The sequence below is a fragment of the Vibrio sp. CDRSL-10 TSBA genome, from assembly GCA_039696685.1.
GTDB lineage: Bacteria > Pseudomonadota > Gammaproteobacteria > Enterobacterales > Vibrionaceae > Vibrio.
Genome location: CP155566.1, coordinates 3,253,201 through 3,274,739 on the forward strand (window position 1 = coordinate 3,253,201; position 21,539 = coordinate 3,274,739).

The 21,539-nt window shown below is 50.7% G+C and carries 12 protein-coding genes, 2 tRNA genes, 1 rRNA gene, 8 pseudogenes and 1 riboswitch; of the genes and pseudogenes, 5 read left to right on the plus strand and 18 right to left on the minus strand.

The window, feature by feature from the left end:
* Window positions 1–185: 185 nt before the first annotated feature.
* From ABDK09_22840 to ABDK09_22850, 3 genes are all read right to left on the minus strand, one after another.
* A tRNA-Ala gene (locus ABDK09_22840) sits at window positions 186–261 on the minus strand.
* Between the two features lie 42 nt (window positions 262–303).
* Window positions 304–380: transfer RNA gene (locus tag ABDK09_22845), tRNA-Ile, on the minus strand.
* 66 nt (window positions 381–446) lie between these two features.
* A 16S ribosomal RNA gene (locus tag ABDK09_22850) occupies window positions 447–2,014 on the minus strand.
* Window positions 2,015–2,606: 592 nt separating this feature from the next.
* On the opposite strand from ABDK09_22850, the pseudogene ABDK09_22855 reads away from it, so the two are divergent.
* Window positions 2,607–3,069: pseudogene (locus ABDK09_22855) on the plus strand (RNA-binding protein).
* Here ABDK09_22855 and murI read toward each other — a convergent pair.
* From murI to ABDK09_22875, 4 genes and pseudogenes are all read right to left on the minus strand, one after another.
* The gene (gene murI, locus ABDK09_22860) at window positions 3,023–3,832 is read right to left on the minus strand and encodes a glutamate racemase (protein ID XAW89449.1); all 810 of its coding nucleotides are present in this window, start codon (window positions 3,830–3,832) and stop codon (window positions 3,023–3,025) included. The pseudogene ABDK09_22855 and the gene murI sit on opposite strands and share 47 nt — an antisense overlap.
* A 47-nt stretch (window positions 3,833–3,879) precedes the next feature.
* Window positions 3,880–4,582: pseudogene (locus ABDK09_22865) on the minus strand (ATPase).
* Between the two features lie 65 nt (window positions 4,583–4,647).
* Window positions 4,648–6,309 carry a TonB-dependent receptor gene (locus tag ABDK09_22870; GenBank protein ID XAW89450.1) on the minus strand — a complete coding sequence of 554 codons (1,662 nt, stop codon included), beginning with the start codon at window positions 6,307–6,309 and terminating at the stop codon, window positions 4,648–4,650.
* Entirely contained in the window at window positions 6,296–6,487 is a 192-nt protein-coding gene (locus ABDK09_22875) for a hypothetical protein (protein XAW89451.1), read from the minus strand. Before ABDK09_22875 ends, ABDK09_22870 begins: the two co-directional genes overlap by 14 nt.
* Before the next feature lie 48 nt (window positions 6,488–6,535).
* Window positions 6,536–6,731, minus strand: a riboswitch (cobalamin riboswitch).
* A gap of 187 nt (window positions 6,732–6,918) precedes the next feature.
* Here ABDK09_22875 and trmA point away from each other — a divergent pair.
* On the plus strand, window positions 6,919–8,028 hold the full coding sequence (gene trmA / locus ABDK09_22880) for a tRNA (uridine(54)-C5)-methyltransferase TrmA (GenBank protein ID XAW89452.1): 1,110 nt from the start codon (window positions 6,919–6,921) through the stop codon (window positions 8,026–8,028).
* 73 nt (window positions 8,029–8,101) lie between these two features.
* On the opposite strand, the gene ABDK09_22885 is transcribed toward trmA, so the two are convergent.
* Together ABDK09_22885 and fabR are read right to left on the minus strand one after the other, a co-directional pair.
* Complete coding sequence (locus ABDK09_22885) at window positions 8,102–8,473, minus strand: YijD family membrane protein (protein XAW89453.1); 372 nt, start codon at window positions 8,471–8,473, stop codon at window positions 8,102–8,104.
* Window positions 8,473–9,115: pseudogene (gene fabR, locus ABDK09_22890) on the minus strand (HTH-type transcriptional repressor FabR). The gene ABDK09_22885 and the pseudogene fabR overlap by 1 nt, the downstream one beginning before the upstream one ends.
* A 307-nt stretch (window positions 9,116–9,422) precedes the next feature.
* On the opposite strand from fabR, the pseudogene sthA reads away from it, so the two are divergent.
* Window positions 9,423–10,824 (plus strand): annotated as a pseudogene (gene sthA / locus ABDK09_22895) (Si-specific NAD(P)(+) transhydrogenase).
* A gap of 87 nt (window positions 10,825–10,911) precedes the next feature.
* Here sthA and dinF read toward each other — a convergent pair.
* From dinF to ABDK09_22915, 4 genes and pseudogenes are all read right to left on the minus strand, one after another.
* A pseudogene (gene dinF, locus ABDK09_22900) lies at window positions 10,912–12,259 on the minus strand (MATE family efflux transporter DinF).
* 123 nt (window positions 12,260–12,382) lie between these two features.
* Entirely contained in the window at window positions 12,383–13,201 is an 819-nt protein-coding gene (locus tag ABDK09_22905) for a class I SAM-dependent methyltransferase (GenBank protein ID XAW89454.1), read from the minus strand.
* Between the two features lie 79 nt (window positions 13,202–13,280).
* The gene (lexA, locus tag ABDK09_22910; protein XAW89455.1) at window positions 13,281–13,907 is read right to left on the minus strand and encodes a transcriptional repressor LexA; all 627 of its coding nucleotides are present in this window, start codon (window positions 13,905–13,907) and stop codon (window positions 13,281–13,283) included.
* A gap of 93 nt (window positions 13,908–14,000) precedes the next feature.
* Window positions 14,001–14,363 (minus strand): diacylglycerol kinase, encoded by a 363-nt coding sequence (locus ABDK09_22915; protein XAW89456.1) that lies wholly within the window; start codon window positions 14,361–14,363, stop codon window positions 14,001–14,003.
* 217 nt (window positions 14,364–14,580) lie between these two features.
* Between ABDK09_22915 and plsB the strand changes: the two are divergent.
* Window positions 14,581–17,005 (plus strand): annotated as a pseudogene (plsB, locus tag ABDK09_22920) (glycerol-3-phosphate 1-O-acyltransferase PlsB).
* A gap of 112 nt (window positions 17,006–17,117) precedes the next feature.
* Here the strand turns inward: plsB and ubiA are convergent.
* Window positions 17,118–17,973 (minus strand): annotated as a pseudogene (ubiA, locus tag ABDK09_22925) (4-hydroxybenzoate octaprenyltransferase).
* Window positions 17,974–18,507, minus strand: a complete 534-nt coding sequence (locus ABDK09_22930; GenBank protein XAW89457.1) for a chorismate lyase — start codon at window positions 18,505–18,507, stop codon at window positions 17,974–17,976.
* 165 nt (window positions 18,508–18,672) lie between these two features.
* Here ABDK09_22930 and ABDK09_22935 point away from each other — a divergent pair, with 165 nt between their 5' ends.
* Window positions 18,673–19,080: a flagellar basal body-associated protein FliL gene (locus ABDK09_22935; protein ID XAW89458.1), complete on the plus strand. Its 408-nt coding sequence runs from the start codon at window positions 18,673–18,675 to the stop codon at window positions 19,078–19,080.
* A gap of 16 nt (window positions 19,081–19,096) precedes the next feature.
* On the opposite strand, the gene glpG is transcribed toward ABDK09_22935, so the two are convergent.
* The 3 genes and pseudogenes from glpG to rpoH all read right to left on the minus strand — a co-directional run bounded on the left by glpG (window position 19,097) and on the right by rpoH (window position 21,517).
* A complete protein-coding gene (gene glpG / locus ABDK09_22940) occupies window positions 19,097–19,942 on the minus strand; it encodes a rhomboid family intramembrane serine protease GlpG (protein XAW89459.1) in 846 nt (281 codons plus the stop codon).
* A gap of 3 nt (window positions 19,943–19,945) precedes the next feature.
* Entirely contained in the window at window positions 19,946–20,266 is a 321-nt protein-coding gene (gene glpE / locus ABDK09_22945; protein XAW89460.1) for a thiosulfate sulfurtransferase GlpE, read from the minus strand.
* Between the two features lie 392 nt (window positions 20,267–20,658).
* Window positions 20,659–21,517: pseudogene (rpoH, locus tag ABDK09_22950) on the minus strand (RNA polymerase sigma factor RpoH).
* Window positions 21,518–21,539 lie beyond the last annotated feature (22 nt).

Here is a 21,539-nt window from a genome sequence, read left to right on the forward strand (position 1 = left end):
GTTAAACAAGTTTCTACCAAGCACACTTGAATGTGTTGTTGGTGTATTCCATTAAGGAATACATTGAGAACTTTACAAATAATCTAAAAGATTATTTTGTCAGCTTTCCAAATTGTTAAAGAGCAAGATTCGTATCTCTGATGAGATGAACCATTTTTAAACACACTCGTAAGAGCGCTTAAAGATGGTGGAGCTATGCGGGATCGAACCGCAGACCTCCTGCGTGCAAGGCAGGCGCTCTCCCAGCTGAGCTATAGCCCCATCAGGTGTTGATACTGTGTGCCAATCTCCCGGGAGGAAGATTGGTGGGTCTGAGTGGACTCGAACCACCGACCTCTCGCTTATCAGGCGAACGCTCTAACCACCTGAGCTACAGACCCAGTATCGTCTCTTAAACGTTATAAACCATCAATCTGTGTGAACACTCATCGCAATAATCATTCGTATAAGGAGGTGATCCAGCGCCAGGTTCCCCTAGCGCTACCTTGTTACGACTTCACCCCAGTCATGAACCACAAAGTGGCAAGCGTCCTCCCGAAGGTTAAACTACCTGCTTCTTTTGCAGCCCACTCCCATGGTGTGACGGGCGGTGTGTACAAGGCCCGGGAACGTATTCACCGTGGCATTCTGATCCACGATTACTAGCGATTCCGACTTCATGGAGTCGAGTTGCAGACTCCAATCCGGACTACGACGCACTTTTTGGGATTCGCTCACTTTCGCAAGTTGGCCGCCCTCTGTATGCGCCATTGTAGCACGTGTGTAGCCCTACTCGTAAGGGCCATGATGACTTGACGTCGTCCCCACCTTCCTCCGGTTTATCACCGGCAGTCTCCCTGGAGTTCCCGACTTTACTCGCTGGCAAACAAGGATAAGGGTTGCGCTCGTTGCGGGACTTAACCCAACATTTCACAACACGAGCTGACGACAGCCATGCAGCACCTGTCTCTCAGTTCCCGAAGGCACTAAAGCATCTCTGCTAAATTCTGAGGATGTCAAGAGTAGGTAAGGTTCTTCGCGTTGCATCGAATTAAACCACATGCTCCACCGCTTGTGCGGGCCCCCGTCAATTCATTTGAGTTTTAATCTTGCGACCGTACTCCCCAGGCGGTCTACTTAACGCGTTAGCTCCGAAAGCCACGGCTCAAGGCCACAACCTCCAAGTAGACATCGTTGACGGCGTGGACTACCAGGGTATCTAATCCTGTTTGCTCCCCACGCTTTCGCATCTGAGTGTCAGTATCTGTCCAGGGGGCCGCCTTCGCCACCGGTATTCCTTCAGATCTCTACGCATTTCACCGCTACACCTGAAATTCTACCCCCCTCTACAGTACTCTAGCCTGCCAGTTTCAAATGCAATTCCGAGGTTGAGCCCCGGGCTTTCACATCTGACTTAACAAACCACCTGCATGCGCTTTACGCCCAGTAATTCCGATTAACGCTCGCACCCTCCGTATTACCGCGGCTGCTGGCACGGAGTTAGCCGGTGCTTCTTCTGCAGCTAACGTCAAACGAATGTGCTATTAACACACCCGCCTTCCTCACTGCTGAAAGTACTTTACAACCCGAAGGCCTTCTTCATACACGCGGCATGGCTGCATCAGGCTTGCGCCCATTGTGCAATATTCCCCACTGCTGCCTCCCGTAGGAGTCTGGACCGTGTCTCAGTTCCAGTGTGGCTGATCATCCTCTCAGACCAGCTAGGGATCGTCGCCTTGGTGAGCCCTTACCTCACCAACTAGCTAATCCCACCTGGGCATATCCTGACGCGAGAGGCCTAAAAGGTCCCCCTCTTTGAGACCAATTCCGAAGAACCGGGCTATCATGCGGTATTAGCCATCGTTTCCAATGGTTATCCCCCACATCAGGGCAATTTCCCAGGCATTACTCACCCGTCCGCCGCTCGCCGCCCTTAACGTTCCCCGAAGGTTCAGTTAAGTCGCTGCCGCTCGACTTGCATGTGTTAGGCCTGCCGCCAGCGTTCAATCTGAGCCATGATCAAACTCTTCAATTTAAGATTTTGTTCGGCTCAATGAATACTGACTTCAAATTACCTTAGTAATTCAAAGCTATTATCGTTCCAACAGAACGATAATGAATTGACTGTGCCGATACCGAAGTATCGATTGGTCACTCAGTTCATTGATACCTAAGTTGATTCTTTAGAATCATCTTCGATTATCATCAACGAGTGCCCACACAGATTGATAGGTTTATATTGTTAAAGAGCATTTCCACCAGCAAACTTTCCGCTCAAAGCGTCGTTACTAGGGGTGCGTATAATACGCTAAACTTTTTCAGAGTCAATCGTTATTTTCAAACTTTCTCAACTCTTTACCGCTAACCACTTTGTGATGTTTGTCTCACTCCGTGTCGGTGAGGCGGCATTATAGGGAGGTCTGGAATTATGACAAGCACTTTTTGCAAATAATTTTTCGTTCGCTCAAAAAGACACCAAATGGCTGTTTATCGAATAAAATTCCAACATTTGAGGGGGGTCACAGCAATTGGTTGGAAAAAAACGAAGCATATACGTAAGATTCATGTGTCTATTTTGTTAATCTAGGCACGCATCTTATTTTTATGCTGAAAAGTAGTATTCCAATATGAACTCAAAAAAATCGATGTTATGGATAGTCGTCCTTATTGTTTTAGGCGCTATCATTTTCTCTCAGGTATCAACTCACCCTTCCGTGAGCTTTGTGCTTGGTGTTGTGGCAGCAGCAATTATCTTTAAACTTTTTACTTCCACATCGTCGCCATTCAAATCTCAGGATGAGTCTTCAACGGCAACCAAAACTTTGTATGTAGGTAATCTGCCATATAAAGCAAACGAATCTCACGTACGTGATCTGTTTGCTCAACATGGTGAAGTGTTCGCAGTTTCGTCTGATGAAAGACAAACGAACAGGTAAGCGTCGCGGATTTGGTTTTGTGGTAATGGCAGCCGGCCATGCGCAAACCGCCATTGATGCTTTAAACGAAAAGGATTATATGCAGCGTACTCTGAAAGTACGAATTGCTAATGATCCAAAACACCCTGAAGAGGGTATGGGCGAACAGGACTAAAGCCGAGTTGCGCCAGCGTTCGATTCAACGCATCTTCCTTCCAGGGAGGTGCGCTGGAGAAGATGTTGTGCGCACTCTCCTGCTGCTCACCAGCACTAATCTCCAATAACTCTTCTACCCGACGAGCGATCGCTTGACCGGAATCCACCAAGATGACCCCCTCTCCCAACACAGTCTGGATCTCTGCCTTGATAAGTGGGAAATGTGTGCATCCTAATACCGCCACATCAATCTGATTGTGCAGCGGACGCAAAATTGCAGCCAACTCCTCCAAATCGACCGGTTGACCTCGCAATTTTTCTTCAGCCATATCCACCAGCCGGGTTGACCCCAGAAGCTCGACGCTTTTATTCAATGCAAAATCACGGATCAGATCGTGGGTATACTGACGGGTAATTGTCGCAGGTGTAGCAATTAAGCCCACAGCCTTATGCGCCAGCACAGATGCCGGCTTTATCGCAGGTACCACACCGACCACAGGAATACTCAGTCTGGACCGAAGAACAGGTAATACAATTGTACTCGCGGTATTACAGGCGATAATGACAATATCGAACCCCTGCTGCTCAACCAATCCGGTCACCAAGGCTTCAACCCGATGCAGGAGCGTATCCTGAGCCAGTTCACCATATGGGTATGCCGCATTATCAAACAGGTAGGTATAACTGAGTTGCGGCAGACGCGCCTGTATTTCACGGTAGACCGACAAACCGCCGACACCGGAATCAAATATAAGTGCTTTGTATTGGGGATGTTCAGACACGTGGTACCCTGATGGTCACATCATTAGGAAGATAATAAACGCCCTGATCATACTCCCTCTTTCGGATTAGGCAACTCCTGCCCATCCAGGCAAATGCTCGCCAGATAACGCTGATGACAAAAACGCTCACCACACAGCACAGACGTCAGCGTGAGCTCAATCCGGCCGCGAAAGCCCGGAGCCCAGATCACGAGGGTATGAAATTCACCGTTTCTCACCACAAGGGTCAATACCTGCAGGTAAAGAAGTAACGAACGCCTCATTGTACCAACGGCCACAATACTGTGACGTGAGTGTATGCCCGTCTGTGGTCACCACCAAAGTCCGGATGCCGCGGGTGATAATTTCCTGTGCCAGCTTGTTTGGCTTTTCGTCCAGCAGCGGCAACACGCACTCCCACCCGGCTGGCTCGATATAGCTTCTGCGATATTCAGCGATGCCATTGCAGAACATATCACCGAAGGCCACGGCATCAATATCCAGCCCAGAAGCATTTAACCCATCCACTATCAATGCCTGATAGACAGGATTACTGGGAAACACTTCAGGCAACGCTATCTTAATCAGAGGTAAGCCGAGCAACTGCGCCTGCATCTCAACCACTTCTAACGGCGTTGCCTGGAATGGCACTTCCTTATCGACATAGGTGGTAAATAAACCCACGACATGATAATCGGCGCTCTCTTGCAACCTGAGCAGAGTTAGAGTGGAATCTTTACCCGATGACCAACTCACCACCACATTTTTCATGATACCTCCAGCATTTTGCTCAGACCCGAGAAAGTAAAAAGCCGCCCGAAGGCGGCTTCACTTGGTCAGAATTGGTACTCAGCGTTGGCAAACACATTACGACCATCAGCCAGATAGTAATAGCCACTAGAACCTACGCCCGTTACATATGACTCGTTAAAGGCATTGCTGACTTTGACACCCAGGCTAAAGTGGTCAGTGAAGTGATAACGTGTGGCCAGATCAACGGTGGTATATGATTCCATCTTATCGTTATTGTTATCTCTGCGATCGCCTACATAATTAGCAACCATCGACAGATCAAACTTGGCGATATAGTAGTTCATGCGCCAGCTAAAGTTTTGCTTACCACGACGAGCTAACTGCTCATGGGTTTCTTTATTGATCGGATCTTTCCATTCCGCCGACACTTTATGTTCTACTGACCAAGTGTCAAAACTGGCTGCAACTTCCAAGCCTTTGATTTGAGCCTTAGCGACGTTGGATGGGATCCAAGCGCCACCAGCGCCGACTGGCGCCCATTCAATCAGGTTGTCGATGTCTGTTTTATAAACGGACACTTCCCAGTCAAGCCAGTCTGAATAGCCACGCAGACCCAGTTCATGGGAAACCGACTCTTCAGGTTCCAGATCCGGGTTACCCTGACCAGGCCAGTACAAATCATTAAATGTTGGTGCCTTAAACCCAGTACCTGAATTTGCAACGACCTGAAGATCATCCAACAGCTGATATCCAAGCCCCAGGCTCCAGGTAGAGTGTCCGCCAAATGAGCTGTCATCATCATGACGCACACTTGCCTCAGCGGTAAATTCATCAACACCAATCAGGGAAGTCAGAAATGCCGCTTTGTTATCCTTACTGGTATCATCGTAGTCCGTGGTGCTGGTACCACCACGATGAGCTTTCTCTTTGGTGTAATCCAAACCAATATTCACCGCGACTTCATCAATCGGAGTCAGCGTATTCAGCCAGGTAACATTGTTACGACGAGTAAACAGAGCACTTTTACCTGAGGCGCCATCTGCATCGCCATCCCAAGCTTCGTTACGTGCGGTCGAAACTGTCAGTTTAGAATGGTAGTTGTCGCCTTGAAAATTCACGCCACCCATCAGGCTGTAGAAGTCGTTATTGCTCTCTTGCTTTGGACCACCGTACTGGCCTGCGTATTCGTTGTCTGACTCCTGCTTATAAGCACTGCCATCCAAACTCCACTGCTCATTGATCTGATGGTTTACGCTACCAAAAAAGCTGGTTGAATCATAACCGTGTTCATCTTCGCTCGGCGCACGTTGGTACACACGGTAACCATCACTCTTTTCCTTAGCAGCAATAAACGAACCATGGGTTTGTTCGTTAAGTTGGCCAGACGAGTGCCATCCTAACAACTTATGGTTGTTCTCACCGTAGCCAACGGTCGCTTTATGCAGCGATTTTCCTTTTCCGGCGGTAGTAATGCTAATCACACCACCAAGAGCATCAGAGCCATAAATAGCAGCCCTAGGCCCACGAATCACTTCAATCTTTTCAATCGCAAAAGCGGGAATTAGCCCAATAGATGCACCACCGGAAGTCGCAGAGTTAACCTTAACACCATCAACAAGCACTAAAGTATGCTGCGTTGCAGTACCACGTAAATAAATAGACGTTTCCTGACCTTTGCCGCCCAGAGAATTAATCTCTACACCAGGTAAGGTGCGCAACACTTCTAGAGCGCTATCCGCTTGCATGGCTTCTATATCTTTGCGGGTGATAATACTCACTGATGCGAGAAACTGAAGACTGGGTCTGTTCCACCCGGTTCGCCGTAACGACTACGGTTTCATCTGCAGTAGTGTCCTGCGCCAGAGACACAGGGGCGTAAGGAAGCAGCGATGCAACTGTCATCGCCAGAAGGGATTTATTCATTATATTGTCCTAAATCGCGTTAAACCGACTGAGCATCACTGGATTCCACTACTTCGCTCAGTTGCTGGCAGGTCTTCGGACTTGAGAGCACTGTCACCTACTCACTCGACTTCCCACTTATGCAGTGTCCTTTGAGTTTTCGTTCTCTCTTACCGCTGCGCGTCAGTTCTGGATTCACACCAGATTCCCTTTTCAGTTTTTAGACGTCTAGGTTGCTAAAAACACCAGCTTGGGCGTGATAGTATGCACCCATCAATGAATTGTCTAGCTGAGATTGTCTTCAACTATATTTTTAACAATTCCGATGTTGTGATGAGAGCAAAACACAACGAATCGGGGACAAGACTGGACAAGCGCGCGGGATTGAATAAAATCTGCGCTCTTTTATTGAAAGTACTTTCTATTTCACTGCACCACAAAAAGGTAAAACCATGGCGACTCTTGATGTAAACCCGAACCAATACCAAGCACAGCTGGAAGAAAAGGTCTCGCGCCTGACCGATATGTTCCAGGCTTACCAGGTGCCGGAATTGGAAGTGTTCGAGTCTCCTCAGCAGCATTACCGTATGCGTGCAGAATTCCGCGTCTGGCACGAAGGCGACGACATGTACTACATCATGTTCAACCAGGAAACGCGCGAAAAATACCGTGTTGACCAGTTCCCGGCCGCCAGCCGTCTGATTAACGATCTGATGCCGTTACTGATTGATGCGATGAAAGACAATGACACCCTGCGCCGTAAACTGTTCCAGGTGGATTTCCTCTCAACCCTGAGCGGCGAAGTACTGGTCTCACTGCTGTACCACCGCCAGCTGGATGAAGAGTGGAAAGCGGCGGCTGACAAACTGAAACAGCGCCTGAATGATGAAGGCTTTAACCTTAACCTGATTGGCCGCGCACGTAAGATGAAAATCGTTATGGACCGTGACTATGTGGTGGAGAAACTGCACGTCAACGGCCAGCCATACATTTATCAGCAGGTAGAGAACAGCTTTACCCAGCCTAACGGTAAAGTGGCTGAAAAAATGCTGGAATGGGCGGTCGATTGTACTCAGGACAGTCAGGGTGATCTGCTGGAGCTGTACTGTGGTAACGGTAACTTCTCTCTGGCTCTGGCGCAGAACTTCGAGCGTGTCCTGGCAACCGAGCTGGCCAAGCCGTCTGTTGAATCCGCACAATACAATATTGCCGCCAACCACATCGACAACGTGCAGATCATTCGCATGTCAGCAGAAGACTTTACCCAGGCGATGGAAGGCAAACGTGAGTTCAACCGCCTGAAAGATGCCGGTGTGGACCTGAAAAGCTACAACTGCAACACCATTTTTGTCGATCCGCCGCGCTCTGGTATGGATGTCGATACCTGTAAGATGGTGCAAGGCTACCAACGTATCTTGTACATCTCCTGCAACCCGGAAACACTGAAAGAGAATCTGGATATCCTTGGTCAAACCCACAACGTGACCCGTTTTGCCCTGTTTGACCAGTTCCCGTACACCCACCACATGGAAGCGGGCGTACTGCTGGAGCGTAAAGCGTAAGCCTTACTGCCAACAAAAAAACGAGCCGCATGGCTCGTTTTTTACTTTCGGTCTTGTGCTACCGGATGCCCGCTTAAGAAGCACGGCCCAGGTAACCCAGTTTTCTGCCAATCCAGACCAGCAGTAACAACGCCACAATAATGGCAAAGAAGTTAGAGCCTGAATCCGGGTACTGCGCTTTGACAAACGCATTATGACCAAATGCACCGACAAAGAAACACGCCAGGCCGACCAGAGGAATATCCTCTGACACCGGGTGGCTGAGGTACTCCTGGTACAACGCCTGCACCGACAACACCAGTGCAATCACCGGAAAAATAGAAAAAGAAATTTCACTCATGGTCAACCAGGACAAAAGTGCGTCTCCGCACATACCGGCCACGACCGCCAATACCAGAGTTTTTCGTTCTGAACCTTGTTTGGTTTTGCTGCTATCCTTCGACATTAATCTATCCCGCCTTTGAGTCGATTACGTTCACGTTTCTTTGCGATACCAGAATGCACCCTTGGCAATCATTCGCAACTGCATGATAAGGCGCTCCGCCAATTCATCGCGTGAGCGCCGGTCTAAATCCAGTGCCTGGGCACCGGAGCTGAATACCAGAGTCACAGAAGCTTCAGCCTGAGTTGTGGCCTCTTCCCTGTTCATACCAGTATTCACCAGATATTCAGTTAATTCCGCAGAAAAGTGCTCAATTTCTCGGGCAACTGCGGCACGAAATTCAAATGACGTGCCGGAACGTTCGCGGAGTAATAAACGAAACACGTTCGGGCTGCTTTCAATGAATTCCATAAAGGTCTCTACCGAGGTACGGATTACGCTGCCTTCTTTGACTATCCGCTGACGCGCCTGACGCATCAGCTGACGCAGCAATAAACCACCTTCGTCAACCATGGTGAGTCCGAGCTCATCCATATCTTTAAAATGGCGATAAAAGGACGTCGGAGCAATCCCGGCTTCGCGGGCAACTTCCCGCAAACTCAGATTGGAAAAACTCCGATCCGCACTCAATTGGCTGAATGCAGCATCTATCAGTGAACGACGCGTTTTCTCTTTTTGCTGTGCACGAATACCCGTGGATTTCATACTGCGTTAGTTCTCTGCCTGGCCCGAAATGTTGGCTCATACTATAACGCGAATGTGAAACTTGTCTAAGGGGCAAAATGCGTCTGTTTGAAGCAACAGACAATTTCGCGACTGCGTCATCACCCTGAGCGCTGGCCGTTATGCATCACTCTAGAGTTAATCACCTAAATTTAGAGTTAATCACCTAAATTTTTACCGTTTATGGCGTGATCCTCTGCACTCTGTGATGGGAACGCGATTTACCACACGACAGAATCAGTTAAAATATCGCTACAGCAATGTTAAGTGAATATAACAAGGAAATCCTATGGCACAACCTAACCACTTTGACGTCATTGTAATCGGTAGCGGCCCGGGCGGTGAAGGTGCCGCTATGGGGCTCACCAAAGCGGGTATGAATGTCGCCATCATAGAGAAAGAAAGCGGTGTCGGCGGCGGATGTACCCACTGGGGGACGATACCATCCAAGGCGTTACGTCATGCGGTTAGCCGGATCATTGAATTCAACAGTAACCCGCTCTTTTGCAAAAACAACACCAGCCTGCATGCGACCTTCTCCAATATTCTTGGCCATGCAAAATCCGTCATTGATAAACAGACCCGTCTGCGTCAGGGCTTTTATGACCGCAATGAGTGCTCACTGATTTTTGGTAGCGCCCATTTTGTCGATGCGCATACCGTCGCCGTGACCAAAAGTGACAACACCGTTGACCTCTACACTGCCGATAAATTTATTATCGCCACCGGTTCACGTCCTTATCGCCCGGCTGATGTTGATTTCGACCACTCGCGTATTTACGACAGCGATTCGATTCTGAGCCTTAAACACGACCCAAGACACATCATCATATACGGTGCCGGTGTGATTGGTTGTGAGTATGCCTCAATTTTTCGCGGATTGGGGGTGAAAACCGACTTAATTAATACCCGAGACCGACTTCTGGCTTTCCTCGACAATGAAATCTCCGATGCCCTGTCCTATCACTTCTGGAACAGCGGTGTGATCATACGCAATGATGAAACCTACGAGAAAATTGAAGGCACGGAAGATGGCGTGATTGTCCATCTCAAGTCTGGCAAGAAGATGAAAGCAGACTGTATTCTGTATGCCAATGGTCGCACCGGTAATACCGACAAACTGAACCTGGAAGTGGTCGGCCTGAACCCGGACTCGCGCGGCCAGTTGAAAGTCAACGGCAACTACCAGACTGACGTTGACCATATCTATGCGGTCGGTGATGTTATCGGCTACCCTAGCCTGGCCAGTGCAGCCTACGATCAGGGCCGCTTTACCGCCCAGGCGATTACTCAGGGCAGCGCAACCAACAAACTGATTGAAGATATTCCGACCGGCATTTACACCATCCCTGAAATCAGCTCTGTTGGTCGTACCGAGCAGGAAACTGACTGCCGCCAAAGTCCCGTACGAAGTCGGCCGCTCCTCGTTTAAACATCTGGCGCGCGCACAAATTGCCGGCATGGATGTGGGTAGTCTGAAAATCCTGTTCCATCGTGAAACCAGAGAAATTCTCGGTATTCACTGCTTTGGTGAACGCGCCGCGGAAATTATCCATATCGGTCAGGCGATCATGGAACAGAAAGGTGAAGCCAATACCATTGAGTATTTCGTTAACACCACCTTCAACTACCCGACCATGGCGGAAGCTTACCGGGTCGCCGCGCTGAACGGTTTGAATCGCCTGTTCTGAATTCGCTGATCTGAATTGTCTTCAGTTAACCCGACATAAAAAACGCAGCTCAGTGCTGCGTTTTTTATTCAGGTCATCAATCCGGATTCAGGCCGCCAGGAACGTCCCGCTGCGCCATTGCTTCACCAACAACACGCCCAGAGACACGCCGCGCATCGCCATAAAACTCAGCATCGCCAGCCATAAGGCATGGTTACCCCAGTCTGAGAACGCAAAAAACAGGACAAAATAGGTCACAGCCGCGACAAACATACTGTTGCGCATCTCGCGCCCTTTGGTCGCGCCGATAAACACACCATCCAGCAGAAAGCACCACATTGATGTCAGCGGCATGGCCACTAACCAGGGTAAATACTCATACGCTGTCGCCTGTACTGCCGGTATATCGGTGATTAAACCGATCAGGGCTGAACCGCTGTAAGCAAAAACCAGCGTCAGAACGACACAGATGATCACACTCCAGAATGCACTGCCGACCATGGCCGCTTTGAGCTGCTGCTCACTTCTGGCCCCAATCGCTTTACCGACCATAGCTTCCATCGCATAAGCGAAGCCGTCCATACCGTAAGAGATGATCATGACAAAACTCATCAGCACCGCATTAGCGGCCACGGTCTGATCGCCAAACGCGGCTCCCTGAAAGGTCATGAAACTAAAAGCCGCTTGCAGGCAGAGTGAACGCAGGAAAATATCACGGTTAAGACGCACAAAGCGGCCCAAATCCTGAGTAGAGGCGCGCAATACCTCCACTAAAGCCGGCAGTTGTTGACGCAGCCAGTAGCGCCACACACACCACAGACCAAACAACATACCACTGTAATCTGCGATCACGGACGCCAGCGCCGCACCCTGCACCTGCCAGCCAAATCCGATCACAAACAGCAGGTCGAGCGCAATATTGACCGTATTGGTGATGATCACCATCCACATCGGTGCGCGTGCATTCTGGGTGCCGAGCAACCAGCCAAGCAGCACATAGTTAGCCAGTGAAGCCGGCGCACTCCAGGCTCGCACAACAAAATAGTCCTCAGCGGCCTGCTTAACCTGCTCACTGGCACTGCTGAGTCCAAAGACCAGCTCAGCCAGATACCTGTGTGCGAGTAAAAACAGCAGTGCAAACCCCAGCGCCATCAGCATGCCCTGTAGCCACACCCGGGCAAGGTTAAAGCCATTATCGGCCCCCAGCGCCTGAGCCGTCAGACCTGTGGTCGACATACGCAAAAAACCGAGTAACCAGAAACAGACACTGATAACCGTACTGCCCAGGGCAACACCGCCCAGATACCAGGCATGCTGCAGATGGCCGATCACGGCCGCATCCACCAGACCAAGCAACGGAATGGTAATATTGGAAAGCACCATAGGAATCGCCAGCCACAGAAACCTTACGGTGCATGGCCGGATTGGCTAAGATATGAAAAAAAGATTGCACCACTTTACCCTCTGACAATAGAACGCAAAGTGTATCTGAGTTAACCGGCAGCGGCTACGGCAACGACCCGATTGCGGGCTCAGCCAGGCCTGTTACCCGGCGAGCTTAACGAAAAGAGAGACTGAATTACCAGCGGATCGAAGTGACAATCGGAGTAAATCTGTGCTTATAGCCGCCCAGCTTACTCACCACCCGCTGCCAGAATTTCCAGCGCCCGCAGTGCTGATCCAGAGGCGAATACAACCGCACGCTGCGTGTCCAGGGTAAACAATTGAGCACCGCATGGGCGGCATCGCTGAAACCATGCTGATATTGACCGGAGCCCATGCTCTGCCCCAGGCGACTTGCGGCTTTATCGCCGGCCAACACCAGGCAAGCGCTGGCATTGACGAAGTTAAGTCCCAGAGCGCGAATAAAACGTGCGACCTGTTCGGCCTGACAATCAAGCAGGGCATGTTCACACAAAATCAGAATCGGGGCATATTCAGGGACTGGCAGAGAATCCAGCCAGGAGAGATCGCTGACACTGCCACAGTAATGCTGGTAACGTTCACTGCGGTGAAACAGTTTTTGCCGCCAGAGCAGATTTTCACTCACGTCCAGCTCGAGCCAGTGACAACGCCCGTTGTCGACCCGGTAAAAGCGGGTATCCAGGCCAGCGCCGACATTCACTATCCAGCCATCAGGATGGGTTTGCAGGAAAGCTCGTACCTGTTGATCGCACAATTGGGTCAGCGTGGCATGCAGTAACTGTTTTTGATCGATATCGCCAGATAAACATTCCGGCGCCAGTTGACAGCGCTGGCAGGCGGACGCGGCAATCGGGTCATAGACCAGACCATTATCGACCAGGCTCTCACGGCTGCGTAACCAGAGCGGTTGCATCAGGTTAGCCGGTATCGGGTAGCGTCGTGTTGCAGGGGATTGATTCGGGCGCATTATCATCTTCCTTGTTTGACACAAGAAAGATGATAATGAATATCACTTAGATTAGCAAGTTATTGAGAATAAATCTCAACTATGCTCACATCCAGTCAGTATTGCGGATAATACCAACTGCGATGCCTTCGATAGTCATTTCCTGACAGGTGAGGTCGACTTCGATTGGGGCAAAGGCTTCATTTTCTGCGTGCAGGAGCACTTTCGCACCGTTACGCTCGAGACGTTTTACCGTCACATCCTCTTCGACCCGCGCCACCACGACCTGACCATTACGCACGTCCTGAGTTTTATGCACTGCCAGCAGATCACCGTCCATAATACCGATGTTCTTCATACTTTCACCTTGCACCCGCAGCAGGAAGTCAGCCTGCGGACGGAACATGCCAGGATCGACCTGATAATGAGTCTCTACATGCTCCTGAGCCAGAATCGGTTCACCCGCAGCAACACGGCCAATCAGCGGTAATCCGGTTTCACCGGCTTCATCGTTGGCCGCACCAAGCAGAATACGAATGCCGCGTGAGGCACCCGGAACGATCTCAATCACTTGCTTGCGTGCCAGTGCTTTGAGGTGTTCTTCGGCCGCATTGGCTGAGCGAAAACCCAGTTCACGAGCGATTTCCGCCCGGGTAGGTGGCATTCCGGTTTCTTCGATCTTACTTTTAATCAGATCAAACACTTCTTGTTGGCGTGGCGTTAACGGCTTCATAAGTCACCTGTCTTTTTATACAGTTGACTGTGAGTATATCCAGTAATTGGTGAAATGGAAAGCCAATTGCTTGTTTTTTAGATAAAGTGCTGTTCAGATAAACAGGGCCTCGACCCAGACATAACCACAGAGCAGCATGGTGATAAACACCGCGGCCGATCCCATGTCTTTGGCGCGTCCCGCCAGTTCATGATGTTCGGGGCCGATGCGGTCCACCACCGCCTCAATGGCACTGTTGAGCAGCTCAACCACCATGACCAGTAATACAGTGGCGATCATCAGTACCCGTTCCAGCTGGCTGACATCGAGCCACACCGCGAGCGGAATCAAGACACACGCCAGAATAATCTCTTCACGAAAAGCCGCTTCATTTTTAAACGCAGCCCCAATTCCCTGGTAGGAATAGCGACTGGCCTTGAGGATACGTTTTAATCCCTGCGGATTCTTTTTTTGCACTTTATGTTCCTGTTCCCAACATTTCACTCAGAAATGACGTAAATAAGCCCAATTATATTAAAAGGTTTGACCAGTTTCTGGTATTCTTGCAGCTCAAAAAAGACACCGACTACAGCGTATTTTACTGTCTGCGCATCTTGTTTCATTTCAATGAATCAAAGAGCAAAGTACAGCTTTATGCTCTGGTCCTGTATCCATATTTGAGGCTCTGAACCTTATGTCTTCTGGACACTCGTTATCGCGTTCCCTGTTAAAACTGCCGCTCTCGGTGCTGGTTAAAGGAACCGCCATTCCATCCAATCCGATTGAGGATCTGGATATAGATATTAACAAGCCGATTGTCTACGCACTACCATTTCGCTCCAATGTCGATTTGCTGACTCTGCAGACCCTCGCGCTGAAAGCCGGTTTACCCGACCCGCTGCAGCCACTGGAGCTCAACGGCCAGACCCTGAACCGCTACGTGTTCATCTCATCACGTCCAGCGCTGCTGCAGGATGATAACCACGTGCCGAGCGATTCGATTGATACCTTCTCCGAATTGCTTAAGTTGCACCACAACGATCAACAACTGGATGTTCAGGTCATTCCGGCCAGTGTTCTGTGGGGAAGAAAACCCGGTCAGGAAGGTCGTGAACGCCCTTATCTGCTGGCTCTCAATGGTGCCCAGAAAGCCAAGGCTGTCCTCAGCTCCGGCCGCGACTGTCTGCTGCGCTTCAGCCCGGTCGTCTCGCTGCGCTATATGGCCGACGAACACGGTACCGATACGTCGATCGCTCACAAGCTGGCCCGGGTTGCCCGTATTCACTTCTCACGCCAAAAACTGGCGGCCTCAGGCCCCAATCTGCCACAACGTCAGCGTCTGTTTGAGCGCCTGATGGATTCGCCGGCGATCGAAAAAGCGATCAATGATGAAGCGACGGCGAAAAATATTCCGGTGGAAAAAGCACGCAAAGAAGCTCACGCGATTCTGGATGAAATTGCCGCGGACTTCTCTTACTCACTGGTGAAAAAAGGCGATCGCATCCTCGGCTGGCTGTGGAATCGCATCTATCAGGGACTGAATATCAACAACGCCGCGACAGTGCGCCGCCTGGCACAGGACGGACACGAAATCGTCTATGTCCCTTGTCATCGCAGCCATATGGACTATCTGCTGCTGTCGTACGTGCTCTATCATGAAGGTCTGGTTTCCGCCGCATATTGCTGCCGGTATCAACCTCAATTTCTTCCCGGCCGGCCCGATTTTCCGCCGTGGCGGCGCTTTCTTTATCCGCCGCAGCTTTAAAGGCAATAAACTCTACTCGACTATTTTTCGTGAGTATCTGGCCGAGCTGTTCAGCAAAGGCTATTCGGTCGAATACTTCAGCGAAGGCGGACGTTCACGTACCGGTCGCCTGCTGCAGGCTAAAACCGGCATGCTGGCGATGACCATCCAGGCCATGCTGCGCGGTCTCAACCGCCCGGTCACTCTGGTTCCGGTCTACATCGGCTACGAACATGTGATGGAAGTGGGCACTTACGCCAAAGAGCTGCGCGGCAAACGCAAAGAGAAGGAGAATGCCAGCCTGGTGCTGCGTACCATCCGCAAGCTGCGCAATTTCGGCCAGGGTTACGTTAACTTTGGTGAACCGATTCCGCTTAATGCCTTTCTGAATGAACAGGTGCCGCAGTGGAACCAGGACATCGATCCTATGGGCAGCAGCAAGCCGCAATGGATGAATCCGGTGGTCAATACGCTGGCCACCAAGATGATGACCCATATCAACGACGCCGCGGCGGCCAATGCCATGACCCTGTGTGCGACGGCACTGCTGGCCTCACGCCAGCGTGCTCTGGCGCGTGACAAGCTGATCAAGCAGATTGACTGCTACCTGTCCCTGCTGCGCAATGTGCCCTACTCGGCCACGTTCACTCTGCCTGATGAAAGTGCCCAGAGTCTGGTCGAGCATGCTGAGTCACTGGATAAGTTTGTGGTCGAAAGCGATACCATGGGTGACATTGTTTCCCTGGATCGTAACCAGTCGATTTTAATGACCTATTACCGCAATAACATCATTCACCTGCTGGCATTGCCGTCGCTGATTGCACAGATGCTGATTCGCCAGCAGCAGATGCCGGTCAGTCAGATCAAGACCTGTGTCGCCAAGGTGTATCCGTTTTTGCAACAGGAGCTGTTCCTGAGCATGGCAGCTGAGCAGCTGGATGAGGTTGTGGATCAGTATCTGGCCGAGCTGGAAAACCAGCAGTTACTGACGGTAGAAGATGGGATTGCAACCATTAATCAGGCCAACACTCAGGTACTGATGCTGCTGGGACGCACCATCTCGGAAACCCTGCAGCGCTATGCGATTGCGCTCAACCTGCTGGTCGCATGCCCGCATCTGGCCAAAGCCGATCTGGAAGTCAAGAGCCAGGAGATCGCACAGCGTCTGGGCCGTCTGCACGGGATTAATGCTCCGGAGTTTTTCGACAAAGGGGTGTTTGCTGCGCTGTTTGTCACCCTCAAGCAACAAGGCTATCTCGATGCCGAGGGTAACAACAATCAGGAGCAGATTCATCATCTGTCACGTATGGTCAATGCGATGCTTCACTCTGAAGTACGCTTAACCATTTCGGAAAGTATCTGTCAGGCAGAGTAACGACGCCACAGCCGTCCGATTACACCTCTTCCCGGCCCTTATTACCATACCGGATAAAGGGTACGGGAACGGGTACAAAAAAGGCATCCGCATGGATGCCTTTTTAATCTGGTTAAATCAGTGAAATAAAGATTGCGACCGCTATCGCCATGCCGACATAGTTGTTGTTGAGGAAACGCCTGAAAGCACGGCATCCGCTCACGGTGGCGAATCAAACGCTGCTGGTAGGCAAACAGCCCACTGGCAATCAGAACACCCCAGTAGTAGCTGCCACCCAGTTGCTCACTCACCCCCAACGCAATCAGCATGGCGACGGTCAGCAGTTGCAATACCCCGATGATCAGCTTGTCAAAACGACCAAACAGAATAGCGGTCGACTTAATTCCGATCAGCAGGTCATCATCGCGATCCACCATGGCGTATTGAGTATCATAAGCCACCGTCCACAGCAGATTAATAACAAACACAAACCACACCACAGGTGGCAGTTCATTCGCCTGCGCGGCCCAGGCCATCGGAATCGACCAACTGAAAGCCAGACCCAGAAAGAACTGCGGTAAATGGGTATAACGCTTCATAAACGGATAGATGAACGCCAGCACCAGCCCGGCAAACGAGAGTTTAATCGTCAGCGGATTCATGGTCAGAACCAGCAGAAACGAGAGCACAGACAGGGAAATGAACAGGATCATCGCCTCCCGGGCGGTCACCTTGCCGGATGGCAACGGACGCGAGGCGGTACGTTTAACGTGTCCGTCTACCTTACGGTCAGCAAAATCATTGATCACGCAGCCAGCCGAGCGCATCGCAAATACCCCGATAACAAACACCAGCAATACATTCCAATCCGGCATACCGCGCGCGGCGAGAATCAGTGCCCAAATCGTCGGCCACATCAGCAGCAATGAGCCAATCGGACGATCCATACGCATTAACTGCCACAATGCGCGGGCTTTTTCTGCATTCATTTACACTCTCTCCTTGGAGTAAATCGGTGAATCGGGCAAAAACAGTTCTGCCACTAACATGGGTTTATGCTGCATCCATAAACGGGATCGGCGCGCGAGTAATTTACCATGCGATGTCTCGGCCCATCCGACCTGCAAAGCATCGCGTTTCACAGTTTCACAACTGAATATCGTCTCACCAAGCGGGGTATCACCCTGCTGCTGCCAGTCACGTTGCTGCATGGAGGAAAATGGAATTAACGTGCTGCCCAGCGCCCAAGGCACCGCATCGCCTTGTAACACGACCTGACGCAACAGACACTGCTCTTCACTCAAGAGCTGCACCTCATCGGCATGCAGTTCAGCGGCAGCAGTAAACTGGTTGTGGAGTAATTTGACGCTGAAATGCTCACAGTGGGCCGCCATCAGATGTGACAACGAGCCCAGCTCAAGTAACCAGGCTTTGGCATTCTCGTCAGGATAAGTAAATTGTTCCGGCTGTTGCCAGCTGACCTGGCGCAAAGCGGCCAGATAAAACGCAGTTGTTTGATTCATACTAGTATTCAATATGACGCTTATTCGTCATACAATAGAAATCGAATGCAAGCTCATTCCCAAACCAGTCCGACCCTATGCAGCATTTGTTGTCTAATGATGCGCTATTGTAACAAGAGTCTGGCGCTTCGAGTATCAGGAACAGAAGAAAGAACAGGCACAAATATGCTTAAACGTTACCTAGTCCACGCCATACTGGCCGCCAGCCTTGTCTTACCTGGTGCAGTTTATGCCAGTGATGAAGAGGCGCCCAAACTGGCTTACTTCACGCTAGAGCCGGATCTGACCACCAACTTTTTTACTCAGGGTAAAAAGCTGGGCTATATTCAGGTTCGCATCGATATTATGGTGGCCAACAGTGCCGACCTGCCGCTGGTTGAACGCCATCAGCCGCTGATCCGCGATGCGGTCGTCGAACTGCTGGGTAAACAGAGCGAAGACACGATTAAATCTCTGGCGGGACGTGAAGATCTGCGTAAAACCCTGGTCGACGATCTCAACAGTGTTCTGCTACCGGAAACCGGTCGCAAACTCATCGCTGATCTGCTGTTTACTAAGTATATTTATCAGTAATCCGGTCGGCCGCCGCTCAGGCATCCGCACCTTTAGACTGAAAACGTCCGGCATCATGTAACCCAAGAATGACGCCGGTGACCAGGCCGGCCAGATGGGCAGAATTCGCGATGGCCATAAAGGGCTGTACGAAGCCCAGCACCAACCAGACCAGCATAAAACCGATCAGCGGTTTAGGCATCGTCAGTCCGAGATGCGGCGCCCGTACGCTCAGCATCCACAGATAGCCGACCAAAGCGTACACCACTCCGGACAAACCACCAAAGTTCGCCCCCTCTACCCAGTATTGTCCGGCTCCGGACAGGGCTGCCGACAGCAGGAATATCTGTACTAACTTGCCACTGCCGAGCCGCTTTTCAATGTCACCACCCAGTTGCCACCACCACAGCAGATTAAAGGCAATGTGCAGCACCGAAAAATGCAGCAGTGCATGACTGAACCAGCGCCACAGCTGCCACTGCTGTCCGCCGTGAGCAGGAAAGTGCAGTGCCGCAAAGACCTGATTCCCCATACCCAGCAGTGACAGCGCGAAGATCGCAGCACACAGCAGCATAGTGCCTAAGGTTACCGGACCGGCTTTGGAGCGCAGCATGGTGAGCATGCTTGGCGAACGATAAACAAAGCGGGACTGGCGTGATTCAGCCAGTGCCCAGGAGGCCGCCTGATATTTACTGTGATTGGGGTTATGCAGGAAATGTTGCAGCTCTGCTTCCGCCTCTATCAGGTGCTGATCATCTGTCAGCCACAGCGCAAACTGGCCTCCCTCTTCCGGCATCATCTGAATATCAATGTGGCGCGATGCCATGTAATCAATAAAAGCCTGCGCCATGCGCGGATTGTTCAGGGAGATCAGTTTAATCATAAATCAGCTCGCTTCGATAGGAAGGTTAGCCCGGTGCCAGGCCTCAAAACCGCCGTCTACACTATACACCTGTTCAAATCCCTGGTTAACCAGGTATTGAGCCGCGCCCTGACTGCTGATGCCGTGGTAGCACATCACTAAGACAGGTTCATCAAACTCGGTCTGATCCATAAAGGCAACAATAGTGTCGTTGGTCAGGTGGTAGGCATCTTTGGCATGCGCGACGGCAAATGACTGCGGATCACGAATGTCCAGAAGCTTGGCATTGTGTTGTTCGATCAGCGCCTGGGCGCCAGCAACGTCGATGTGCTGAAATTGGTCCATGTTAAGTTCTCTGTTGAGCATTATTTACCGGCACACATTGTAACCTATCCAGTGCTCAACAAGTACACGACACCAGTAAGGTTATCCACCAGTGATCAAATATTCGTCATTTGTGGATAATTCTGTGGATTGCGTTGATAAAGTGGTTTGAGAAAGTTCGATCCACAACATCTTGTGATGATCCTTATTTTTCTGTGTGTAAAGATAAACATATCCCCAAATATAAAACAGCGTTCAGGCCTTGATTTACCCTGCTTGATGACAGTCAGTAAATAATTTTGTCACAGACTTATCCACAGGGCAGGTAAGCAAATGAGATCTTACTTTTCGATCAGGCATAAAAAAACCGAGATCCGGAGATCTCGGTTTTGACTGTCAGGCCGTCGTCAGGTTTAAAACTCACCCACCGCGTCTTTAAGCTTTTTCATCGCATTCTTTTCCAGCTGACGGATACGCTCAGCAGAAACGTTATACATTTCTGCCAGCTCCTGCAGCGTGGCTTTCTGGTCGTCCAGCCAACGCGAGCGCACGATGTGCTGGCTGCGCTCATCAAGGGTCGACATCGCCTGAGTCAGGCGCTGCGTGGTGTGCGCTTCCCAGTTCTGGGCTTCGACATTATCTGCCAGATCCGACTGCTTGTCCTCGAGATACAACACCGGCGCTGTGTAAGCATTCGGGTTATCATCATCGTCAGCGGACATTTCAAACGTGGCATCTTGTGCCGCCAGACGGGATTCCATCTCACGCACTTCTGCCGGATCCACACCCAGTTTCTCTGGCTACGGTTTCCACTTCACCGTTGTTAAACCAGCCCAGACGTTTTTTCGACTTCCGCAAGTTGAAGAACAATTTGCGCTGCGCTTTGGTGGTGGCAATTTTTACGATACGCCAGTTACGCAAAACGTATTCGTGAATTTCCGCTTTAATCCAGTGCACAGCAAAGGAGACCAGTCTGACGCCCATTTCCGGGTTAAAGCGTTTAACCGCTTTCATCAGGCCAATGTTACCTTCCTGTACCAGGTCTGCCATTGGCAGCCCGTAACCGGAGTAGCCGCGAGCAACATGAACAACAAAGCGAAGATGCGACAGGATCAGGCCTTTCGCCGCTTCAATCTCACCGGAGTAGTGTAAACGCTCAGCCATTTCACGCTCTTCGTCAGCAGTCAGCATCGGGTAGCTGTTCACTGAGCGAATGTAGCTGTCTAAGCTGTCCTGTGAAACGAGAGCCATTGGATACGCTTGGTTAGTCATTCAAATCCTCATCAATCTCTGA